Origin of the sequence: Candidatus Pelagibacter sp. (assembly GCF_052049835.1) — a bacterium.
Classification (GTDB): Bacteria; Pseudomonadota; Alphaproteobacteria; order Pelagibacterales; family Pelagibacteraceae; genus Pelagibacter.
This window is the reverse complement of sequence record NZ_JBNGZF010000002.1, coordinates 174,654-195,281: the sequence shown is the minus strand read 5'-3', so window position 1 is coordinate 195,281 and position 20,628 is coordinate 174,654. Positions and strand designations below refer to the sequence as shown.

Annotated in this window: 23 protein-coding genes and 1 tRNA gene; 12 read left to right on the top strand and 12 right to left on the bottom strand. The window is 29.5% G+C overall.

Going from position 1 to position 20,628, the window contains the following annotated elements; genetic code table 11:
• The 6 genes from hisH to ACTT9R_RS02530 are packed head-to-tail and all read left to right on the top strand — an operon-like array spanning position 1 to position 3,237.
• Positions 1 to 627 (top strand): imidazole glycerol phosphate synthase subunit HisH, encoded by a 627-nt coding sequence (gene hisH / locus ACTT9R_RS02555; protein ID WP_440926501.1) that lies wholly within the window; start codon positions 1 to 3, stop codon positions 625 to 627.
• Positions 628 to 1,353, top strand: a complete 726-nt coding sequence (gene hisA, locus ACTT9R_RS02550; RefSeq protein WP_440926500.1) for a 1-(5-phosphoribosyl)-5-[(5-phosphoribosylamino)methylideneamino]imidazole-4-carboxamide isomerase — start codon at positions 628 to 630, stop codon at positions 1,351 to 1,353.
• Positions 1,346 to 2,101, top strand: a complete 756-nt coding sequence (gene hisF, locus ACTT9R_RS02545) for an imidazole glycerol phosphate synthase subunit HisF (protein ID WP_440926499.1) — start codon at positions 1,346 to 1,348, stop codon at positions 2,099 to 2,101. Before hisA ends, hisF begins: the two co-directional genes overlap by 8 nt.
• Position 2,102: 1 nt before the next feature.
• The gene (gene hisE, locus ACTT9R_RS02540) at positions 2,103 to 2,375 is read left to right on the top strand and encodes a phosphoribosyl-ATP diphosphatase (RefSeq protein WP_440926498.1); all 273 of its coding nucleotides are present in this window, start codon (positions 2,103 to 2,105) and stop codon (positions 2,373 to 2,375) included.
• Positions 2,372 to 2,737, top strand: coding sequence for a histidine triad nucleotide-binding protein (locus ACTT9R_RS02535; RefSeq protein WP_440926497.1), 366 nt, complete (start codon positions 2,372 to 2,374; stop codon positions 2,735 to 2,737). Before hisE ends, ACTT9R_RS02535 begins: the two co-directional genes overlap by 4 nt.
• Positions 2,734 to 3,237 carry a GNAT family N-acetyltransferase gene (locus ACTT9R_RS02530; RefSeq protein ID WP_440926496.1) on the top strand — a complete coding sequence of 168 codons (504 nt, stop codon included), beginning with the start codon at positions 2,734 to 2,736 and terminating at the stop codon, positions 3,235 to 3,237. The genes ACTT9R_RS02535 and ACTT9R_RS02530 overlap by 4 nt, the downstream gene beginning before the upstream one ends.
• Here the strand turns inward: ACTT9R_RS02530 and ACTT9R_RS02525 are convergent.
• Both ACTT9R_RS02525 and ACTT9R_RS02520 read right to left on the bottom strand, forming a co-directional pair.
• Positions 3,234 to 3,782 (bottom strand): LolA family protein, encoded by a 549-nt coding sequence (locus tag ACTT9R_RS02525; protein WP_440926495.1) that lies wholly within the window; start codon positions 3,780 to 3,782, stop codon positions 3,234 to 3,236. The two genes, ACTT9R_RS02530 and ACTT9R_RS02525, sit on opposite strands and share 4 nt — an antisense overlap.
• Positions 3,782 to 5,866, bottom strand: coding sequence for a DNA translocase FtsK 4TM domain-containing protein (locus ACTT9R_RS02520; protein WP_440926494.1), 2,085 nt, complete (start codon positions 5,864 to 5,866; stop codon positions 3,782 to 3,784). The genes ACTT9R_RS02525 and ACTT9R_RS02520 overlap by 1 nt, the downstream gene beginning before the upstream one ends.
• 62 nt (positions 5,867 to 5,928) lie before the next feature.
• On the opposite strand from ACTT9R_RS02520, the gene ACTT9R_RS02515 reads away from it, so the two are divergent.
• Positions 5,929 to 7,005 (top strand): FAD-dependent monooxygenase, encoded by a 1,077-nt coding sequence (locus ACTT9R_RS02515; RefSeq protein WP_440926493.1) that lies wholly within the window; start codon positions 5,929 to 5,931, stop codon positions 7,003 to 7,005.
• 1 nt (position 7,006) lies between these two features.
• On the opposite strand, the gene ACTT9R_RS02510 is transcribed toward ACTT9R_RS02515, so the two are convergent.
• Positions 7,007 to 7,651, bottom strand: coding sequence for an LON peptidase substrate-binding domain-containing protein (locus tag ACTT9R_RS02510; protein ID WP_440926492.1), 645 nt, complete (start codon positions 7,649 to 7,651; stop codon positions 7,007 to 7,009).
• A 137-nt stretch (positions 7,652 to 7,788) separates the two neighbouring features.
• Here ACTT9R_RS02510 and ACTT9R_RS02505 point away from each other — a divergent pair.
• Positions 7,789 to 7,863: transfer RNA gene (locus ACTT9R_RS02505), tRNA-Gly, on the top strand.
• 9 nt (positions 7,864 to 7,872) lie between these two features.
• Entirely contained in the window at positions 7,873 to 8,217 is a 345-nt protein-coding gene (locus ACTT9R_RS02500; RefSeq protein WP_440926491.1) for a 4a-hydroxytetrahydrobiopterin dehydratase, read from the top strand.
• Here ACTT9R_RS02500 and purH read toward each other — a convergent pair.
• From purH to ACTT9R_RS02470, 6 genes are all read right to left on the bottom strand, one after another.
• Entirely contained in the window at positions 8,207 to 9,745 is a 1,539-nt protein-coding gene (gene purH / locus ACTT9R_RS02495) for a bifunctional phosphoribosylaminoimidazolecarboxamide formyltransferase/IMP cyclohydrolase (RefSeq protein WP_440926490.1), read from the bottom strand. The two genes, ACTT9R_RS02500 and purH, sit on opposite strands and share 11 nt — an antisense overlap.
• Entirely contained in the window at positions 9,745 to 11,370 is a 1,626-nt protein-coding gene (locus ACTT9R_RS02490) for a heparinase II/III family protein (protein ID WP_440926489.1), read from the bottom strand. Before ACTT9R_RS02490 ends, purH begins: the two co-directional genes overlap by 1 nt.
• Before the next feature lie 4 nt (positions 11,371 to 11,374).
• Positions 11,375 to 12,034 carry a ribulose-phosphate 3-epimerase gene (gene rpe, locus ACTT9R_RS02485; protein ID WP_440926488.1) on the bottom strand — a complete coding sequence of 220 codons (660 nt, stop codon included), beginning with the start codon at positions 12,032 to 12,034 and terminating at the stop codon, positions 11,375 to 11,377.
• Between the two features lie 34 nt (positions 12,035 to 12,068).
• Positions 12,069 to 12,419, bottom strand: coding sequence for a hypothetical protein (locus ACTT9R_RS02480; RefSeq protein WP_440908504.1), 351 nt, complete (start codon positions 12,417 to 12,419; stop codon positions 12,069 to 12,071).
• A gap of 68 nt (positions 12,420 to 12,487) precedes the next feature.
• Positions 12,488 to 14,302, bottom strand: coding sequence for a sodium:solute symporter family protein (locus ACTT9R_RS02475; protein WP_440926611.1), 1,815 nt, complete (start codon positions 14,300 to 14,302; stop codon positions 12,488 to 12,490).
• Positions 14,299 to 14,559 (bottom strand): DUF4212 domain-containing protein, encoded by a 261-nt coding sequence (locus ACTT9R_RS02470; RefSeq protein WP_271560210.1) that lies wholly within the window; start codon positions 14,557 to 14,559, stop codon positions 14,299 to 14,301. Before ACTT9R_RS02470 ends, ACTT9R_RS02475 begins: the two co-directional genes overlap by 4 nt.
• A gap of 135 nt (positions 14,560 to 14,694) precedes the next feature.
• On the opposite strand from ACTT9R_RS02470, the gene ACTT9R_RS02465 reads away from it, so the two are divergent.
• Positions 14,695 to 15,318, top strand: coding sequence for an esterase (locus ACTT9R_RS02465; RefSeq protein ID WP_440926487.1), 624 nt, complete (start codon positions 14,695 to 14,697; stop codon positions 15,316 to 15,318).
• Here the strand turns inward: ACTT9R_RS02465 and acs are convergent.
• From acs to tsaD, 3 genes are read right to left on the bottom strand one after another with little or no spacing between them, the layout of a single operon-like run.
• A complete protein-coding gene (gene acs / locus ACTT9R_RS02460; RefSeq protein WP_440926486.1) occupies positions 15,315 to 17,453 on the bottom strand; it encodes an acetate--CoA ligase in 2,139 nt (712 codons plus the stop codon). The genes ACTT9R_RS02465 and acs overlap by 4 nt on opposite strands.
• A 15-nt stretch (positions 17,454 to 17,468) precedes the next feature.
• On the bottom strand, positions 17,469 to 17,882 hold the full coding sequence (locus ACTT9R_RS02455) for an EVE domain-containing protein (protein WP_440926485.1): 414 nt from the start codon (positions 17,880 to 17,882) through the stop codon (positions 17,469 to 17,471).
• On the bottom strand, positions 17,882 to 18,955 hold the full coding sequence (tsaD, locus tag ACTT9R_RS02450; RefSeq protein WP_440926484.1) for a tRNA (adenosine(37)-N6)-threonylcarbamoyltransferase complex transferase subunit TsaD: 1,074 nt from the start codon (positions 18,953 to 18,955) through the stop codon (positions 17,882 to 17,884). Before tsaD ends, ACTT9R_RS02455 begins: the two co-directional genes overlap by 1 nt.
• A 54-nt stretch (positions 18,956 to 19,009) precedes the next feature.
• Here tsaD and hemC point away from each other — a divergent pair, with 54 nt between their 5' ends.
• A complete protein-coding gene (hemC, locus tag ACTT9R_RS02445; RefSeq protein WP_440926483.1) occupies positions 19,010 to 19,927 on the top strand; it encodes a hydroxymethylbilane synthase in 918 nt (305 codons plus the stop codon).
• A 1-nt stretch (position 19,928) separates the two neighbouring features.
• Complete coding sequence (locus tag ACTT9R_RS02440; RefSeq protein ID WP_440926482.1) at positions 19,929 to 20,627, top strand: uroporphyrinogen-III synthase; 699 nt, start codon at positions 19,929 to 19,931, stop codon at positions 20,625 to 20,627.
• Position 20,628 lies beyond the last annotated feature (1 nt).

Below are 20,628 nucleotides of genomic sequence, written 5' to 3'. Positions count from 1 at the left end.
ATGAACGTCACAATTGTTGATTATAATTCGGGCAATATAAGCTCGGTAATAAACTCCTTTAAGGAAGTTGCTAAAGATAAAGTAAATATCGAAGTAACTTCGGATTTAAATAAGATTAAATCTTCCGACAAAGTTGTTTTGCCAGGGCAGGGCTCGTTTAAGAGTTGTATTGATGCTCTAAATAATATCGGTGGTTTAGTTGATACATTAAATGATTTTGTAATAAGTAATAAAAAACCGCTTCTTGGAATTTGTGTTGGATTGCAAATGTTTGCAGATGTCGGTTTTGAAGAAACAGAAACTAAAGGTCTAGGTTGGATTTCTGGAAAAGTGTCAAAAATAGATAATCAAAATGGAAAATACAAACTTCCTCATATTGGCTGGAACCAAATTAATATTGTTAAAGACAGTAAAATTTTTAAAGGCATAAAAATTAATTCTCACATGTATTTTGTGCATAGTTATGAATTTATACCTGAAGATAAAGCTGTAATTTCAGCAACAACAGATTATTCATCAAATATTGTTTGCTCTGTTGAGAAAGAAAATATTTTTGGAACACAGTTCCACCCAGAGAAAAGTGATAAAACTGGACTTAAAATAATAGATAATTTTATAAGTTTATAAATGAAAATATTTCCAGCAATAGATATTAAAGATAAAAAATGTGTGAGGTTAGTCAAAGGAGATTTTAATAATAAAACTGAATACAAATTGTCTCCAGTTGAACAAGCAGGTAAATACAAAGATCATGGTTTTAAAAACTTGCACATAGTTGATTTGGATGGTGCTTTAACAGGTGAAACAGTTAATTTAGATATAATTCAAGAAATAGTAAAAAAATTTGATCTTAAAATTGAAATTGGTGGAGGAGTAAGAAATTTTGAAAGTATACAGAAGTATACTGATGCTGGTGTAGAGAAAGTTATTTTAGGAAGTGCCGCTATAAAAGATAAAAATTTTCTAAAAGATGCTTGTGAAAAATTTCCAAATAAAATTGCTTTAAGTTTGGATGCTAAAGATGGGTATTTGTCGGTTTCAGGTTGGAAGGAAAATTCTAAACAACTAACACTAGATTACTTAAAAGAAGTAAATGATTATGGTGCAAGTAGGTTGATTTATACTGACATTAATAGAGATGGAATGAAGCAAAGTCCTAATTTTGAAGAGACAGCAAAGATTGCCAATACATCCAATTGCCCAGTAATTATATCGGGTGGAGTTTCATCAATAGATGATATTAAAAAAGCTAAGGAATTTAACAATAAGAACATCGAAGGCATCATAGTAGGGAAAGCCATCTATGATGGTGATATTAAATTAGATGAATTAGTGAAGGAATTAGATGCTTAAAAACAGAATTATACCATGTTTAGACGTTAAAAATGGACGTGTTGTAAAAGGAATTAACTTTGTTGATCTTCAGGATGCAGGTGATCCCGTCGAACAAGCTAAAATTTATTCAGACGGTGGAGCAGATGAAATTTGTTTTTTAGATATTACTGCATCAAATGAAAATAGAGACACTATTTACGATGTAGTAGATAAAACGTCGAAGAAATGTTTTGTTCCTCTGACAGTTGGAGGCGGTGTTAGAAGTGTTGATGACATCAACAAACTACTGAACTGTGGTGCAGATAAAGTATCAATCAATACTGCTGCAGTTCAAAATCCGGAAGTAGTAGAAGAAAGCTCTAAAAAATTTGGCTCACAATGTATTGTGGTGGCAATAGATGCTAAAAAAAATGGTGACAAATGGGAAATATTTACTCATGGTGGAAGAAACAATACTGGAATTGATGTCATAGAATTTGCAAAAAAAATGGAAAATAGTGGAGCAGGCGAAATTCTAGTTACTTCTATGGATCGGGATGGTACCCAAGTTGGTTATGATATAGAGCTTATGTCTAAGATATCTTCAATGGTAAATATTCCAGTTATTGCATCTGGTGGAGTAGGAAACTTAGATCATTTGGTAGATGGAATTAAATTAGGAAATGCTAGCGCAGTTCTTGCGGCATCAATATTTCACTATGGAAAACATTCTATAAAAGAGGCTAAGGAGTATTTGGATTCAAAAGGAATTCCTGTTAGAATTTAATATGCTTAACACATTAGAAAACTTAATTAAACTTGCACGAGAGAGAAAATCTTCACCTGTTGAAGGTTCGTACACTAATAAGCTGCTGGCAGATAAATCATTAAGTAAAGCAAAAGTTTTAGAGGAAGTTGATGAATTAATTGAAGCTGTAGAGAAAAATTCTAATAAGCTACATGAAGCTGCAGATGTATTTTACCACTTGCTAATGTATTTAGAGGCTAATGATGTAAAAATTGAAGAGGTAATGTCAGAGCTAGAAAAAAGAAAAAAATGAGTTACGACGATAATAACATTTTTGCAAAAATTTTACGTGGAGAGATCCCTTGTAATAAAATTTATGAGGACGATTTTGTTTTATCGTTTCATGACATTAATCCTCAAAAAAAAATTCATGCACTAGTAATTCCTAAAGGCAAATATGTTGATCTGGATGATTTTAGTTTAAATGCTTCTTCTGAGGAAATGGTTGGTTTGTTAAAAGGCATTAATATAGTTGCTAAAAAGCTTGGTATTTCAACAGAAGCAGGCAAAGGCTATAGAGCTTTAGCAAACATTAGTGATCACGGTGGTCAAGAAGTGCCTCATTTACATTTTCATTTATTTGGAGGAGAACGAGTTGGGAAAATGGTGGAGTGACAAAAGAAGTTAAAAGAAATTACTTAGAAATTAATTCACTTCAAGATCTAATTGAAGGAAATAAACCATCTGAAGATTATTCTTTAAGTTTAATTGATCCAATTAATTTTCAACTAAATAAATTTTTTTATAAAAATATTGGTAAAAAACACAATTGGGTAGATAGACTTACTTGGTCAGAAGAAAAATGGATTAATTATGTTTCCTCTAAAAATGTTAATACATATGTTTTAAAATATAAGGATGATTTAGTAGGATTTTTTGAATTAATTTTTCATCCAGAAAATAATGAGAGGGAAATCGCATATTTTGGAATTTTAGAGGAATATCAAAATAAAAAATTAGGATCCTTTTTATTATCAGAGGCCATTAAAAAATCCTTTGTAAATAATACTAAACGAGTTTGGGTACATACTTGTTCTTTAGATCACAAAAATGCTTTAAGTAATTATATTTCAAGAGGTATGAAAATATTTAAAACTGAAATATTAAATATTTAATTTTGAGCAGGTATATTAAATAAATTCTTAGAGAGTATCCTATTTTTTCTAATAGATGAAATGAAGGTAATATTAAAATTTTGATACATGTCTGTATTTTGCCAACCAATCAAATCATACGTTTGTTTGTCAAAAAATATATTTATTTCGTTATTGTTTTCTAAAATTGTAAAATTAATAATATTATTATCGATTTTTCTTTCTTTTAAAGATTTAATTTTTTTGATTAGAATACTTTTATCCAAAATAACATTTAAGGGAGTTTTTTCTAAAGGATACCGATAATAGCTAGAAATAGTTTTAACAACTAAAGTTTTTCCATTCGAAACTAAAATTTTGTTGTTACTTCTCGCATATTCACAAAATATTTTTTTTGGATATTCTATCGTACAGTTACCATTCTCTATTTTACCATTAACATTTTGTTCAAATTTAAAATTTAAATTTTTTGTATTCTTAAGGTTTTGAATAATTTTCTCTTTTATTTCTGCATTCGAATTTAATGTTAAAAAAAAGAAGATTATTATCAAAAAAAATCTTAACATCAGAGAACGTCTCTTTTACCAACATGATTAGCTTTACTCACAATTCCATCTGCTTCCATCATATCAATTATTCTTGCAGCTCTGTTGTAACCAATTTGGAGTTTTCTTTGTAAAAAAGAAGTTGAAGCTTTTCCCTCTGTTCTTATAATTTCTAAAGCTTGTTGATAGAGCTCATCTTTATCACCTAGATTTTGATTATCACCCATTTCCTTTTCATCTGCAAAATTTAAAATTTCATCCACATAATCAGGCTCAGCCTGTGATCTTAAAAAATTGTTTATTTGTTCAATTTCACTATCTGACACGAAAGGAGCATGAATTCTTACGATACGATTAGCTGAAGACATGTATAACATATCCCCCTTACCTAATAATTGCTCTGCTCCTTGTTCACCCAAAATTGTTCTACTATCAATTTTTGAAGTAACTTGAAATGATATCCTTGTTGGAAAATTTGCTTTAATTGTTCCAGTAATTACATCAACACTAGGTCTTTGAGTGGCCATAATGATGTGTATCCCTGCTGCTCTTGCCATTTGTGATAATTTTTGAATATAATTTTCAATTTCTTTACCTGCTACCAACATCAAATCCGACATTTCGTCAACAACAACAACAATATAGGGCATTGGAAGTTTGTGTTTTGTATTATAGCTATCGATGTTTCTCACTCCTTCTTTAGTCATAAGTCTATATCTGCTCTCCATTTCCTTAACTACCCAACCAAGAACAGACGCAGCTTTTTTAGCCTCTGTTATTACTGGACACAATAAATGTGGAATTCCTTCATATGTTGAAAGCTCAAGCATTTTTGGATCTATTAGAATAAATTTACATTTCTCAGGAGTATGTCGATACAGAAGAGATAAAATAATAGTATTGATGCAGACAGATTTACCTGAACCTGTTGTACCAGCGATAAGTAGATGGGGCATTGATGATAAGTCCCCGACTATGGGTTTACCAGAAATACTTTTTCCTAATGCGATCGGCAATTTAATGTCTCTTTTTTTGAAATCAGGATTGTTTAAAATTTCGCTTAAGTAAACATTTTCCCTAACATTGTTTGGCAGTTCAATACCAACAGTGTTGCTTCCCGGTATTGTAGCTATTCTCGCAGACTCTGAACTGGTATTTCTCGCAATGTCATCAGATAAATTAATTATTTTTGAGACCTTGACACCAGCTGCTGGCTCAAATTCATTCAAAGTTACTACAGGTCCATGGCTTACTTTCTTGATATTACCATTAACGCCAAAGTCTAATAGAATTTTTTCTAAAAATTCTGGATCTTGTGTTTCGCTTTTTTCATGATTTTCTCTATCTTTTTTAGAAGGAGTTTTTAATAAATTAAAATCCGGTAATTTAAATTTAGTTGTATTTTTACTTTTATTCTCAGCTTTAATAAATGGTAAATCCTCTTGAATAAGATTTTTTATTTCTTCTTGAGGGATGTATTCTCTGATTACTTCACTTTTATCAGTATAATTTTTTCTTTCTTTTTTTGTAAAAAATTTATTTAAACTTTTTATTAATTCATAAAATTTTAATGGGTGAAAATTCACACTAATTAAAAATAAAAAAAAATTTAAAATAATTAAAAAATAATAAAAAATTACCTCGTTAATTAAAATTATCGAATTTAAAAATGTTTGATTTAAATAAGCACCTATAAAGCCACCATTACCATTTATATACAGAGTAAACGCTTCTGAATAAAAATGTGCAAAAAGTAAAGTTCCAAATATACAATAAATTATTGCAAAGAATATATTTTCAATTATTAAAAAAAATTTTTTGCTTATGATAATGTTGATGCCAGTAACAATTAAAGTAAATGAGAAGAAATATGAAACTAGGCCTATTGATTGAAAAAAAACATCCGAAATAAAACTTCCTTGAAAACCCAAAATATTTTTAATTTTTGTGTTTTCTGGAAAAATGAAATTTGGATCTTCTGGTGAATAGGTTATCAGTGCCAATAATAATAAAATCCCACCACAAAAAACAGTTATCCCAAAAATTTCTGCTATTCTTTTAATAGTAAAATTAGCAAATGAATTAGCTGTTTTTTTTATATCCATATTTATGAATCAATTTTACCACTTTGTATCATCTAATTTTTCTTGTTAAAATTAAAAATAATATGAGAGTTTGTATACTTGGTTCAGGTTTAACTGCTTTAACTTTAGCAAAAGCTTTAGTTAATCAAAATATTTTTGTTGATTTAGTTTCATCGAATAAAAATCATAAAATTAATCATTCTAGAACGATAGGTATTTCAAAGAGTAACTTTAATTATTTTAATAGAAATATAACAAATATAGAAAAAATTAGTTGGAAATTAAAAAAAATCGAAATTTATACTGATAAAAATAAAAATGAAAAAATATTAAATTTTGAAAATAGTAATGAACAACTTTTTTCAATAATAAAAAACTTCCAATTATACGAAGTTTTAAATAAAAATTTATTTAAAAATAAATATTTTAAAAAAATAAAATCACAAAAAAAATTAATAAAACAAGAAAAATACAATTTAATAGTAAATACCGAGTACAATAATTTTTTTACAAAAAAATATTTCAGTAAAAAAATTGAAAAATCTTACAATAGTTATGCCTACACAACTGTAATTAATCATGAAAAAATTTCAAACCAAATTGCTGTTCAAGTATTTACTAAAATTGGACCACTAGCTTTTTTACCATTATCAAAAAATAAAACTTCAATTGTGTATTCAATATATAATTCAAAAGATATTGATAGGAAAAAAATAATTCATTTAATAAATCAAAATAATATTAAATATAAAATAAAAAAAGTTGAAAAAATTGAAAATTTTGAACTAAAATCATTTAATTTAAGATCTTATTATCATAATAATATTTTAGCCTTTGGTGATTTGCTGCATAGAATTCATCCACTTGCTGGCCAAGGGTTTAATATGACAATCAGAGATGTAAATCTTTTTATAAATATAATTAAAAATAAAATAGATTTAGGTTTGCCTATCGACATTTCTGTAAATTATGAATTTGAAAAAAATTTAAAACATAAAAATTATATTTTTTCAAATAGTGTCGATTTGATTCAAGAATTTTTTAATTTTGAGAGAAAATTTAATAATAATATTTTAAGTAAATCCGTGAAAATTTTGGGAAAAAACCGTTTTATAAATAAATTATTTACCAAAGTGGCTGATAAAGGGATAAACTTTTAAATTATTGAATAGTTGTGTTATCAAAATTATCAAAAGTATAAGTGCTTAAAATCTGTGAAATTTTCTCTTTTCTACTGTCTAAATTTTGTGCTTCTAAAAGCACTTGTTTTTCCTCTAAAGAAAACGGTGATGCCATAGCTAGCGCATTAATTGTTTCATCAAGACTTTGCTTCTCTAGGGCTTTCCAATTAATTATAAATCCTCTTTTTTCAAATAATGATTTTAAATCTTTAAAAATCAATTCAAGATCAGAAAATTTTAAATTCTCTTTTTTGTCTTCTAAGTCTTGGTAGAAATCTTTAAAATTTACTTCTAAAACTCTGTATTTATTTTCTGTACTCAGCTCAGCAATTTTTTTAAACCTAATTAAACCTTTAACTTCAATTAAGAACCTCCCATCTTCAGTTTCTCTAAAGCTGGTGATTTTTCCAAGACAGCCAACTTCATGCAATTCAGGTTTAATCTGCTTAATATTCGAAGTTTTTGGTTGAATCATTCCAATTAGTTTATTCGATTTCATACTATCGTTTATCATATCTATATAACGTGGTTCGAATATATTTAATGGCACAGTAGTTTTTGGAAATATTATAAAATTGCTCAGAGGAAATACTGGGATTTTATTTGGAAGATCTTCTTTTTTCATATTTAGAAATATAACACATTTAATTTTTTAATAATGTTTAAGTTTGTCACAAACCTAAAATAATAATTTTGTTTTCTAATTATTTTGTCTCTTGCTTAATATTAAAAAAGGCACTAGTTTTAATACTTATAGAACAAGCGGGCATAGCTCAGTGGTAGAGCGTCTCGTTGCCAACGAGAAGGTCGAGGGTTCGACCCCCTTTGCCCGCTCCAAAAAATATTATGAGTGATTTAGCAAATAAAAAATGTATTCCTTGTGAAGGCAATATTCCTCCATTTAATTCTGAGGAAATACACAAATATCTAAAAAAAGTTGATGGTTGGGAAGTTGTAGAGGATAAAATTGATGGTTTTCATTTAATAAAAAGTTTTAAATTTGATAATTTTTTAAAAAGTCAGGAATTTGTAAATAAAGTTGGAGAAATAGCTGAGTCCGAAGGTCATCACCCTGACCTGTGGTTTGGATGGGGTTATGCTAGAATTAAAATATTCACACATGCAATTAAAGGTCTAGCAGAGAGTGATTTTATTCTTGCCGCAAAAATAGATCAAATACCTAATGCCTAAAGTGTCTTGTCTTTGAGAAAAGAAGCACGGTATCTGTTTCATTTGCAAAGTTAATTATTTCTTTATCCCTTATTGATCCAGATGGCTGAACTACTGCTCTAACACCAGATTGGACTAATTTTTCAATACCATCTACAAAAGGAAAGAATGCATCTGAAGCAGCAACTAAATTATCACTCTGAAGATTAAATTTTTTCATTTTATTTATTGCTATTTGACAACTATCTAATCTGCTTGGTTGACCAGAACCAATACCAACAGTGGTTTCGTTTGATGCTAACACTATTGCGTTTGATTTGACATACCTGCATACATTGAAAGCAAAAATAAGATCTTTAAGTTGTTTTGATGTTGGTTTTCGTTTTGAAACGACTTTAAAATTTTTGTTTGAAAATAAATTTAAATCCTCTGACTGTATCATTATATTTTGGTTGAATGATACAAATTTAAAAAGTTCTCTTGATATATAATTTGTTCCATCAATCAATCTTAAGTTTTTTTTAGCTTTTAATATTTTGATAGCACTGCTTTCAAATCCATTTGCGATAATTACTTCTAAAAATAATTTAGTTAATTCTAAAGCTAAATTTTTACTAATTTTAAAATTACAAGAAACTATTCCACCAAAAGCACTAACGGGATCACAAGAAAGAGCAGATTTATAACTCTCTAAATGATCATTTTTAGCAGAAACTCCACATGGATTTGCATGTTTAACTATGACTGTTCCTTTACCTTTTGGTAAAGATTTTGAAATAGTTAGAGCACTAAATATGTCATTATAATTGTTATAACTTAATTGTTTTCCATGAATTTGTTTTAAATTTGTATTCGAACTACTTGAATAGATTGCACTTTGTTGATGAGGATTTTCTCCATATCTAGGTTGTTCTATAAGATTTCCATGCAAAATTTTTTTCTTAGGAAAAATGGTATTTGTTTTTTTATTAAAATAGTCTGAAATAATAGAGTCATAATAAGCTGTTTCTGTAAAAGCTATCCTTGATAGCTTTTCCCTAAAGCTTAAGGAAGTAGATCCCTTGAATTTTTTTAATTCTTCAATTAATTCCTCATATTGATCTAAAGAGGTTATTACAGTCACATCATTATAGTTTTTAGCTGCAGACCTAACCATTGTGGGACCACCTACATCAATATTTTCTATAATTTTTTGATGATTGTTTGTTTTTTTAAGAGTGTTCTCTAATGGATAAAAATTAACTATTACTAAATCAATATTCTCAAAATTATTATCTTCAAGATCTTTTAAGTGAGATTTTTTTTCTCTTTTATTTAAGATCCCCGCATGGATTTTTGGATGAAGAGTTTTTACTCTACCCTCCAAAATTTCAGGAGAATTAGTAAAATCAGATACTTCTAAACAGTTAAATTTTAATCTTTTAATTTCTTTATAAGTACCCCCTGAGCTAATTAATTTAATTTTATTCTTTTTTAAAATATTCAACAATGGTTTTAAGTTTTTTTTGTCAGATACAGAGATGAGAGCTGTTTTTATTTTCTTCTTCATTATAATTTACTTATCTCCCACTTAATTATCTGCTCTTTTTCATTATTCATACCTGAGATAAAAATATTTTGGTTTTCTTTAAATGAATTTTTATTACCGAAATATAAACCATTATCAATATTAATATCAAAGTTATCACAACTAAATTTCCAACCTTCTTCATCTAATTCAATTAGTATTGATTTGTTATCTTGTGTTTTCATTACTTTTGAGTTTGGATCAAGATGAAATCTAATATCAAATTTAATTTCTTTACTTGGATCTTTTCTAAATAACTTATCATAGCCAATAAATTTCATTTGTTCTGGATAGAACTCAATTTCTCTCTTATAAATTGCTCCAAATTTAATTAAATATCCATCGTGCATACCTGATATTTTCCAAAAATTATTTTCAAAAACTACATTTTTTTTTGAAACTTTCAGCCCCCTATCTATAATCAAATTTTTCTTATGCTTAGTAAAATTACAAGAAGAATAATCCTCAATAGTTAAAGCGCAATGTAGAGATGTACTTTTTGATAATTTATTAAATTTATTATTTTTATCTGAGTAATAACCAGCATTTGAAATTAATTTTTGATCATTTGAGAATATTTCAAATGATAATGCACCTGCCTGATAGTCGTTAGAAAAGGTTTTGTTAGGACTAGAACCAATATCAGCAGCAAGAATTATTTTTTTATTCTTAAGTATTGCATAACCCCCTATTTCATAAGTTTGATTTTTAAAAGTGTAACCAAATCTTTTTAAGTATTGATCAAAATCTTTATTTTTAGAGGAATAATTTCCATTAAAAAAAATATCTTGTTTAATATTTTGCCATATGAAAGCGTAACTTGAGCCTAAATAATAAATGTTTTCTTCAATATATTCAGGAATTAAACTCTGAGATTCTTTAAACCACTCTCTAATAATAATAAAATATTTTAAATAAAATATTAGTTGTCTGATATTTCTTGATTTTGGAAAGCCTTGATTGTCAATTGAGGATTTAATGATATTTTTTAATAAATTTAAACCATTATTAAGATATTGTTTTTCATTTTTATAAGCTAATCCAGTTAAAATGATTGCAGCACACCCTATCATTTTATTTTCTACCTCTGTTGAGTTTTGTATTTCATTTAATAAATGGTTGGTTTGTTTTTGGATCATGTGATCAAAAGTAGATCTGTATTCTTGATCACTATCTTCATAAGTGAGCTGGTGATTTGATAGCCATGAAATAATTCTTTTTGCTGTTAAATCAAATTCCCAACTCTTTTTTTGATATTTAGCATTATTTGAAATCCAATTTTTTATAATTGTCTGTGTAGTTTTTTTTGAGGACTTTAAATCTAAGCTAAAAAACCAAAAAAAATTATTTAGTTTCTCATAATCTTTAGAGATTAAATTATTTTGCCAAATGGACTCAATAGCAAAGTCTTCAATTTTATACTTTTTGTTTTGGTATTTAATTATAGAAGAAAGCAAATGAGGACTTGGTTTATATTGAAAACTATTTTCAAAAGTTCTTGATATTTTTTTTTCATAAAAATTTGAATTTTGATATATTGATTTAAAACTATCTCTTATATTAAAATAAAATTTACCTAAAATGCCTAAGGAATTTGTATTAATCATTAACTTATTTTAATTTTAATAAATTAATATTTTTCTTTATATCTCCATCATTACTTTTGAACACTGTAGTACCGGAAACAAGAATGTTTGCACCAGCATCAATTGCACTTTTGCAGTTATCAAAATTGATTCCACCATCAATTTCTATGTCAAAATCTAATTTTTTTTGTTCTCCTATTTTTTTTAATTCTTTAATTTTATCTAAAACTTCTGGCATAAATTTTTGCCCCCCAAATCCAGGATTTACACTCATAATTAAGACCAAATCTATTTGATCTAATATATCTATTATTATATCAATTTTAGTTTCGGGATTAAGCGAAACCCCAGCATTTTTATTTTTTCCTTTTATTTTTTTAATTGAATTTTCTAAATTATCTGTTGCCTCAGGATGAATAGTAATAATATCTGCTCCTGCATCAGCGTAAGCATCTATATATTTATGAACTGGTGATATCATTAAATGAACATCAAATTTCAATGAACAGTGTTTTCTAAGAGCTTTAATTACCGGAGGTCCTATTGTTAAATTAGGAACAAAATGACCGTCCATCACATCCACATGAATCATATCAGCTCCACCTTCTTCGAGTCTTTTAATTTCTGAACCTAATTGACTAAAGTCAGCCGAAAGAATTGATGGTGAAATTTGTATATTTTTCATTGATTGCTAGATTAACTAGTATCAATTTTAAAAATTAAAATGAATTAAAAAATTGATAAATTTGTCTAGAAATTTCACTCTCCAAAGGAAATGACAACATTCCCATAACTGAATACCCCAAGATCCAAGGCATTAGATAAAATCTAATCATGTAGAAAAACCAAGCAACATATAAAGGCACTAATGGCCCAATAATAAAAGAAGGTGTGATTGGTTTAAATAATTTTATTAAAGGATTGGTATATTTAACAAATACTCTCATGAAAAAGAATTGTGAATCCTCTTTTTGAAAAATATTCATTGCTACTCTACCAATCAGAGTCCACATTATAATCCCAAGTAAATAATCAATAAAATATATTAAAGGATGAAAATTTGCTGACATTTAATTTTTATATTGGAAAATGTATTGAAATAAAAGGGGCGAAATTCATCGCCCCTTTAAAAGATTATTTAGTGTGATTTACCAAGTATTGATTTACCACTCGGTACACGAACATCGTCAACCATTTTTTGAGTAGCTTTATCTGGTTCTGCAGTCATTAAACTAACTACTACCATTAAAACTAAACTTACAGCTGATCCGAAGATACCAAATGTTAACTGTGTAATTCCTAGGAACCCACTTCCACCAGTTCGTACCCAAACTAAGTACCAAGCACCGGCGATCAGACCACCTAGCATACCAGCAATCGCACCTTGTCTATTAGCTCTCTTCCACCATACACCAAGTACAAGTGGGAAGAACAATCCAGACATCGCAAAATCAAAAGCCCAGATAACCGAACCTAAGATTCCTTGAATCTCCATTGCTGCAATAGTTGCTCCAGCAAAACCAATTATTACAAGTAATACCCTTGCAACAAGTAGTCGTTTTGCAGTTTCCGCTTTTGGATCAATGATCTTATAGTAAACATCATGTGATATAGCGTTTGCAATCGCTAGAATCAAACCATCAGCAGTAGACATGGCAGCTGCCATACCTCCTGCAGCAACTAGACCTGAAATTACATAAGGTAATCCAGCTATCTCTGGTGTTGCTAATACAACGGCTTTACCACCCATGAAGAACTCGTTTAATTCTAGAGTTCCATTTCCGTTAAAGTCGCTGATAAACATTAGGTTTGCTTGATTCCAGTTTTGGTACCAATCTATCGCTTCCACTTCTGCAAATGTCTTACCGATAATACCTGTTGGTAAATTCGGGTCGATCAATGATAACTTAGATAATGTAGCTAACATTGGAGCAGAAGAATAAAGTAGGAAGATAAAGAATAATGACCAACCTACTGATTTTCTAGCTGCTTTTACACTTGGAGTAGTAAAGTATCTCATCATCACGTGCGGTAATGAAGCTGTTCCCATCATCATCGCTAATGCTAATGAAATAAATGCCCAAGGTGTAGCGTTCACTGCAGAGTGAGCTTTAGTTATTCCTGCTAAGCCTTTAGGTACTGATTTTAGATCAGCAGCTGCGTTTTTAACAAAACCAAACTGTTGCTCTAATTCACCAATTCTAGCTACCTCGTCAGCTAACATAAAGTGAGGGAAGAAACCCGCACCCATTTTGTTACTGATCCAGAATACTGGAAGTAGATAAGCTATAATCAGTACGATATATTGTGCGACCTGTGTCCAAGTTACCCCTCTCATACCACCTAACATTGAACATAATAAAATACTTATTAGTCCAACATAAACTGCGTATTGGAATGGGATATCAAGTGCAACAGATGCAATAGTACCTGTAGCGTTAATTTGTGCAGTCACATACGTAAATGAAGCAACAGTTAAAACTACAACTGCGCTAAATCTAGCTAAATTACCACCGTATCTAGTACCTATAAAATCTGGAACTGTATAACAGCCAAATTTTCTTAAGTATGGTGCTAATAAAGATGCAACAAGCACGTAACCACCAGTCCAACCTACAAGTAGAGCCATATAGCCGTAACCTTTAAAGTAAATACCACCCGCCATTGCAACGAATGAAGCACCAGACATCCAGTCTGCTGCAGTCGCCATTCCATTGAAGACTGTTGGTACTTGCCTACCAGCTACGTAATATGCATCTGCTTGGGCTGTTCTTGATAGCCAACCGATTAATGCATAGATGAATACTGTAAAAGCAACAAAAGCGATACCGATTGCTTTAGCTGTCATACCCATCTGTTCAGCAATTGCCATAATGATTATGAAACCTATAAATCCTCCGGTATAGATCCCGTAAACTTTAGGCAAATTATCTATGAAATTACCTTTCATTATTCGTCCTCTCTTTCGCTAAAGCCGAACTCTTCATCGATTTTTTCTTGTCTATTCGCAAACCAGAAAATTAGGATTACGAAAGCGCCAAGAGATCCCTGACATGTAAACCAATATGTCCACGGATAACCGAAAGGTCCTGTGACCTCGTTCATTTCAGCTCCAAAGAGAAAGATGCCAATTGAGAAAACAAACCAGATTGCTAATGTTATAAATAACAATCCTCTGGTTTTTTCCCAGTGTTTTTGTTGATTTGACATTTATACCTCTCTTTTTAGTTATAACTGGTTGAAACCATAACCATTATGAGAGCTTTGAAAACCCTAAAAATTGATCATATTAGGTACTTATTTACTTACTTTTTTAAGATATAATTGGCGCACTTACAAATTAACATGGGAAAATACAAATTAACTTGGAGAGACATAAAACTCGAGGATTTTAAAACATATTTATTCGCCATGTTTAAGGCGTTTATTCCAAAGAAAAAAATAAAAACTTTAGATGAATTGGAGCAGTTTATTCAAACTAAATCTGCCTGGGCTACTCAAGTTACTTTATATAATTATCTAAAAACTAGAATGGGAACAAGATACGTTCTTCATTTTGATAATGATGAATTTATGTCATCAGTAAATCTTGCTAAATGGAATATTTATTCAGTTGCATTACAAGATTTAACTTTTTTTACTTTTTCATATCTGAAGGTTAATTTTGATTATCAGGATATTCATAAAGCAAACGAAATTTTCAATAAAATTTTAGATGACGAAATTTCTAATAAGATGCCGTTAGATATTATTGATGAAGCTAGAAAACGTTTTGACGAAAGATTGGATAAAATAAATTGGGATGTTTATTATCAAGACTTACCTTTTAATCCTAGTGCACTCTCTTTATATAAATGGGCTCCGATTGCAGATGAATTAAAAACTTTAGATCGAAAGATCGTTTTAAATTCGATGATTTTAAAATGGGATGTAGTTAAACAAGAGTTTAAAGATTTAATTCAGTTTTAAATATTTTTTCTATTTTCAACCAAACTATCAACAACACTTGGATCTGCTAGAGTAGTTGTATCTCCTAATTGACCATGTTCATTTGCAGCAATTTTTCTTAAAATCCTTCTCATTATTTTTCCTGACCTTGTTTTAGGAAGACCTGGAGTGAAATGAATTAGATCAGGGGTTGCAAGAGGTCCAATTTGTTTTCTTACCCAAAGTTTAAGATCTCTCTCAAGTTCGCCAGTTTCATTTTCTCCTGCATTCAAGGTCACATAACAATATAATCCATTACCTTTAATATCATGGGGATAACCAACCACAGCAGCTTCAGCTACTTTCGGGTGAGCAACAAATGCACTTTCAATTTCAGCAGTTCCTAGATTGTGCCCTGAAACAATAATTACGTCATCCACTCGACCAGTGATCCAGTAATATCCATCTTTATCTCTTCGACATCCATCACCAGTGAAATATTTTCCATTAAATTGAGAAAAGTATGTATCGATAAATCTTTGATGATCACCATAAACAGTTCTCATTTGTCCTGGCCATGATTGAGCTATACATAATCTTCCTTCTCCAGCACCTTTAATTTCTTTACCGTTTTTATCTACAAGCATTGGCTTGATTCCATAAAAAGGTTTTGTTGCAGATCCAGGTTTAAGAGGAATAGCACCTGTTTGAGGAGCAATCATTATACCTCCGGTTTCTGTTTGCCACCAAGTATCTACTATTGGGCATTTAGAATTACCTACAGTTTTATAGTACCACATCCAAGCCTCTGGATTTATTGGTTCTCCTACCGTTCCCAAAAGCTTAAGGGATTTTCTGGAGGTTTTTTTAACTGGTTTATCTCCCTCTCGCATTAATGCTCTAATTGCAGTTGGTGCTGTATAGAAAGTATTCACTTTATATTTATCAACTATTTGCCACCACCTTGAACTATCAGGGTAATTAGGAATTCCTTCAAACATGATAGTCGTTGCACCATTCGAAAGTGGTCCATAAACAATATAACTATGTCCAGTTACCCAACCAATATCAGCAGTACACCAATAAATATCTTTTGGTTTGTAGTTAAAAATATATTGATGTGTCATTGAAGCATAAACTATATAACCACCAGTAGTATGAAGAACTCCTTTAGGTTTACCTGTTGAACCTGAGGTATATAAAATAAATAAAGGATCTTCTGCGTTCATTTCTTCAGGTTCACAATGATTAGGAACGTCTTTAATTAAATCATGATACCAAACGTCTCTATTTTGATCCCAGTTGATGTAATTACCTGTTCGTTTAACAACAATACATTTCTTAACATTTGGGCAACTCATTAAAGCTTCATCGACTGTATATTTCAGTGGAATAGTTTTTCCACCTCGCACTCCTTCATCTGCAGTAATGATGTATTCAGATTCACAATCATTCACTCTTCCCGAAATAGATTCTGCTGAAAAACCTCCAAAAATAATTGAATGGACTGCACCAATTCTTACACAAGCCAGCATTAAAATTGCTAACTCTGGTATCATCGTTAAATAAATTGTTACACGGTCCCCTTTTTTAATTCCTAATTTTTTTAAACCATTTGCTGCTTTAGAAACTTTTTGATGAAGTTGTTTATAAGAAATTTTTTGACTATCTTTTGGATCATCTCCAACCCAAATAATAGCAGTTTTATCTTTTTTATCCTTTAAATGTCTATCAATGCAATTTGCAGAAGCATTTAGAGTGCCATCTTCAAACCATTTAATTTTTACTTCTTTTGTACTGTATTTTACGTCTTTAATTTTTTTATAAGGTTTTATCCAAGTAATTCTTTTTCCTTCTTTTCTCCAAAATTCATCATTACTCTTTATAGATTGAGAATATTTTTGCTGGTATTTACTTTTGTTTGCTAAGCTACTTTTAACCCATTCTGGTTTTGTTTTAATAATAACTTCAGGAGGTGTATTTCCATTTTCCTTTTTTGCTTTAATTTTTTTTTTTGGTTTTTTAGAAGATTTTTTTCTAACTTTAGATTTTCTCTTCACCTTTTTTGAGGTTTTTTTTCTAACTTTAGATTTTCTCTTCACCTTTTTTGAGGTTTTTTTTCTAACTTTAGACTTTTTTTTTCTTACCTTGCTTTTCTTCTTCTTTTTTTTTGGCATAGGACAATTTTTTTTTTAAATCTTACTCATGTTATTTATAATTTTCCAGCTTTTATAATCAACAGGCATTACAGAAAGCCTACTTTGCTTTATCAGAGCTAAATGGCTTAAATCCTTATTTTTTTTAATACTTTCGAGCGTTATAGGCTTTGAAAATTTAGACTTAAATTGAACAGTAACGGCAACAAATCTCCCTGTTTTGTCTGTTTTATCTATATACGATTCTTTAATAACTTCTACTATTCCAACTATCTCTTTTCCTATGTTTGAATGATAAAAAAAACATAGATCTCCTTTACTCATACTTTTTAAATTTTTTGCAGCTTGATAATTTCTGACACCATCCCAAGGTGCACCTTTAATTCCAGCTTTTTTTTGTTGGTCAATTGACCAAACATCTGGTTCAGATTTTATCAACCAATATTTCATTACAATTGAACTCCGGCACCTTTGAGAAAAGCTGCATCTTCATCTAAAGGCCATCTAGGTTTTGCTGGATAATCTAAATCATCAAATTGATTTATTTTAAATTTTTCCAAACCTACCATTGCAATCATTGCTGCATTATCTCCACAAAACTCTATAGGTGGAAAAATACTTTTATAATTATTTTCTTCACATAGATTAATTAACATAGATCTAATTTTTTTATTTGCTGCAACTCCTCCAGCAACAACAAAAATTTTTTCATTTAATTCATTTATTTTTTCAAATTCAGTAAAAGCAATCTTTGTTTTTTTATATAAAATTTCCTCAATTGTTTTTTGAAAAGATGCTGCAAGATCATATTTATCTTGTTCTGATTTAATTGTTTTACTTATCTTCAACACGGCAGTTTTTAGACCTGCAAAAGAAAGATTGCATCCTCCTTTGCTGAAAATTGGTTTTGGTAAATCATATTTTTCTGGATCACCTTTTTTAGCTAAAATTTCTATTTGCGGTCCTCCTGGAAATTCTATTCCTAAAAGCTTTGCCGTTTTGTCAAATGCCTCACCTAATGCATCATCAATAGTTGTTCCTAATCTTTTATATTTACCAAGGTTCTGAACACTCAGATATTGTGAGTGCCCACCTGAAATTAAAAGAAGTAAATATGGATAATTTAAATTTGTATTTAGTTTTGGACTTAAAGCATGTCCCTCTAAATGATTAACAGCAATAAAAGGTTTATTCATTGCTTTTGCGAAAGCTTTACCAAAACTTAACCCAACTGATAAACAAACAATTAATCCAGGACCAGCGGTAGAAGCAACCGCATCTATTTCTTCAATTTTTTTCCCACTTTCATCAATAGCTTTTTTGACAATCCAATCAATTTTTTCAATGTGTGAACGTGCTGCTAGTTCAGGAACTACACCACCAAACTCCTTATGAACCTCCACTTGGCTAGAAACAATGTTAGATAAAACTACTGGGAATCCTTCTTCATTTTCAGTTATTAAAGAAGCTGCTGTCTCATCACAACTAGACTCTATTCCAAGAATTAAGGGTTTTTTGCTCATTCAAATAGTTTTTAATAATTGTACAATCTTTATACAAGTAAGAAATAATTTTTTATGAGAAAAAAAATAATAATTGGATCAAGGGGTAGCAGGCTTGCCTTACTTTATGCTCAACAAGCTAAAGATAAGATTATTGAAAATACCGACCTTGGTAATGATGATATTTTAATTAAATCAATTACAACTAAAGGTGACGAAGTACAGGATATAAGATTATCTGAGCTTGGTGGCAAAGGTTTGTTTTCTAGTAATATTGAAAAAGAACTTCAGTTAAAAAATATTGATATTGCAGTCCATGCACTGAAAGATATGCCTGCTCATGAAACAAAAGGATTAATAACAGACTTTTTCCTTGAAAGAAATGACCCTAGAGAGATTTTAATTACAAAGAACAAAAAAAAACTTAAAGACTTAGATCAAAAGTCAATTGTTGGTACCTCGTCATACAGAAGAGAATTTCAAATAAAAAAAATTAGACAAGATTTAAACTGTAAATTAATAAGAGGAAATGTAGATACTAGAATTAGAAAATTAAATGAAGGAATGTACGATGCAATTATATTATCTTATGCAGGTATCAAATTTTTAAAATTTGAAAATGAAATCTCAGAAATTTTTTCTGTTGAAGAAATAATTCCTAGCGCAGGACAAGGTGTAATTGCTCTACAATGCAGAGATAATGATGAGGAGACCATTTCTATTTTAAATAAAATTAATCATAAAGAGACATATAAAAGAGCTCACCTTGAGAGAAATATTTTAAAAGTTTTAGATGGAGACTGCGAAACAGCAATTGGTGCTCATTCAGTGGTTGATGGAGATAGGATTACAGTGGAGGCTGAACTTTTTTCTTTAGATGGTAAACAAAGGTTTTATGAAAAAAAAGTTGGTAATTTGAATGAGTTTAAAGAAATTGGTAAAGAGATTGGAATACTTTTAAAAACAAAATCAAATAATACATATAAAAGATAATATGCATATTTTGTTAACTAGACCACTAGAGGATTGTTCTGAAATGATATTAAAATTTCAATCATTAGGACATCAAGTTTCTCATCTTCCATTAGTAAGAATTGAAAAGGTTAATTATGAAGAAATTAACTTTTCTGAATATGGTGGAATTGTTTTTACTAGTGCAAATGCAGTAAAATTTTTAAATACAGTAAAATTAGATAAAAATATTAAATGCTTTTGTGTTGGAAATGCTACAGAAAATAAAGCAAGAAGTGTTGGTTTTCAAAATACAATTGCGGCTGAAGGAAATGTTACAAACTTAAAGGAGTTAATTATACAAAGTTATGAGTCCAAAAATAAAGAATTACTTTATTTTAGTGGTGAAACAATATCGGTTGATTTAGATCAACAGTTATTAAGCGAAGGTTTTAACGTAAAAAGAATTATTAATTACAGAGTAGATCATAATCAAAAATTTGATGAGAAATTTGTTAATGAATTAAAATTAAATATGCCTGATATGGTCTATGTTTACTCTCAAAATAGTGCGTCAAGTTTCTTAAATTTCATAAAGATTTACCAAACCGAAAATTTATGGATGAATACAAATTTGATGTGTATAGGCGAAAAAACCTCGTCAATACTGAACGAAATCAAATGGAAAAAGATTTTTCTTTTTAATCCTGGAGAAGAAGAGTTTTTGTTATATAAAATTTAGA

Excerpts from the sequence above, each read along its gene's own strand:
- hisH (WP_440926501.1), top strand. The coding sequence starts at position 1 with ATGAACGTCACAATTGTTGATTATAATTCGGGCAATATAAGCTCGGTA.
- hisA (WP_440926500.1), top strand. The coding sequence starts at position 628 with ATGAAAATATTTCCAGCAATAGATATTAAAGATAAAAAATGTGTGAGG.
- hisF (WP_440926499.1), top strand. The coding sequence starts at position 1,346 with ATGCTTAAAAACAGAATTATACCATGTTTAGACGTTAAAAATGGACGT.
- hisE (WP_440926498.1), top strand. The coding sequence starts at position 2,103 with ATGCTTAACACATTAGAAAACTTAATTAAACTTGCACGAGAGAGAAAA.
- ACTT9R_RS02535 (WP_440926497.1), top strand. The coding sequence starts at position 2,372 with ATGAGTTACGACGATAATAACATTTTTGCAAAAATTTTACGTGGAGAG.
- ACTT9R_RS02525 (WP_440926495.1), bottom strand. The coding sequence starts at position 3,782 with ATGTTAAGATTTTTTTTGATAATAATCTTCTTTTTTTTAACATTAAAT.
- ACTT9R_RS02520 (WP_440926494.1), bottom strand. The coding sequence starts at position 5,866 with ATGGATATAAAAAAAACAGCTAATTCATTTGCTAATTTTACTATTAAA.
- ACTT9R_RS02515 (WP_440926493.1), top strand. The coding sequence starts at position 5,929 with ATGAGAGTTTGTATACTTGGTTCAGGTTTAACTGCTTTAACTTTAGCA.
- ACTT9R_RS02510 (WP_440926492.1), bottom strand. The coding sequence starts at position 7,651 with ATGAAAAAAGAAGATCTTCCAAATAAAATCCCAGTATTTCCTCTGAGC.
- ACTT9R_RS02500 (WP_440926491.1), top strand. The coding sequence starts at position 7,873 with ATGAGTGATTTAGCAAATAAAAAATGTATTCCTTGTGAAGGCAATATT.
- purH (WP_440926490.1), bottom strand. The coding sequence starts at position 9,745 with ATGAAGAAGAAAATAAAAACAGCTCTCATCTCTGTATCTGACAAAAAA.
- ACTT9R_RS02490 (WP_440926489.1), bottom strand. The coding sequence starts at position 11,370 with ATGATTAATACAAATTCCTTAGGCATTTTAGGTAAATTTTATTTTAAT.
- rpe (WP_440926488.1), bottom strand. The coding sequence starts at position 12,034 with ATGAAAAATATACAAATTTCACCATCAATTCTTTCGGCTGACTTTAGT.
- ACTT9R_RS02480 (WP_440908504.1), bottom strand. The coding sequence starts at position 12,419 with ATGTCAGCAAATTTTCATCCTTTAATATATTTTATTGATTATTTACTT.
- ACTT9R_RS02470 (WP_271560210.1), bottom strand. The coding sequence starts at position 14,559 with ATGTCAAATCAACAAAAACACTGGGAAAAAACCAGAGGATTGTTATTT.
- ACTT9R_RS02465 (WP_440926487.1), top strand. The coding sequence starts at position 14,695 with ATGGGAAAATACAAATTAACTTGGAGAGACATAAAACTCGAGGATTTT.
- acs (WP_440926486.1), bottom strand. The coding sequence starts at position 17,453 with ATGCCAAAAAAAAAGAAGAAGAAAAGCAAGGTAAGAAAAAAAAAGTCT.
- ACTT9R_RS02455 (WP_440926485.1), bottom strand. The coding sequence starts at position 17,882 with ATGAAATATTGGTTGATAAAATCTGAACCAGATGTTTGGTCAATTGAC.
- tsaD (WP_440926484.1), bottom strand. The coding sequence starts at position 18,955 with ATGAGCAAAAAACCCTTAATTCTTGGAATAGAGTCTAGTTGTGATGAG.
- hemC (WP_440926483.1), top strand. The coding sequence starts at position 19,010 with ATGAGAAAAAAAATAATAATTGGATCAAGGGGTAGCAGGCTTGCCTTA.
- ACTT9R_RS02440 (WP_440926482.1), top strand. The coding sequence starts at position 19,929 with ATGCATATTTTGTTAACTAGACCACTAGAGGATTGTTCTGAAATGATA.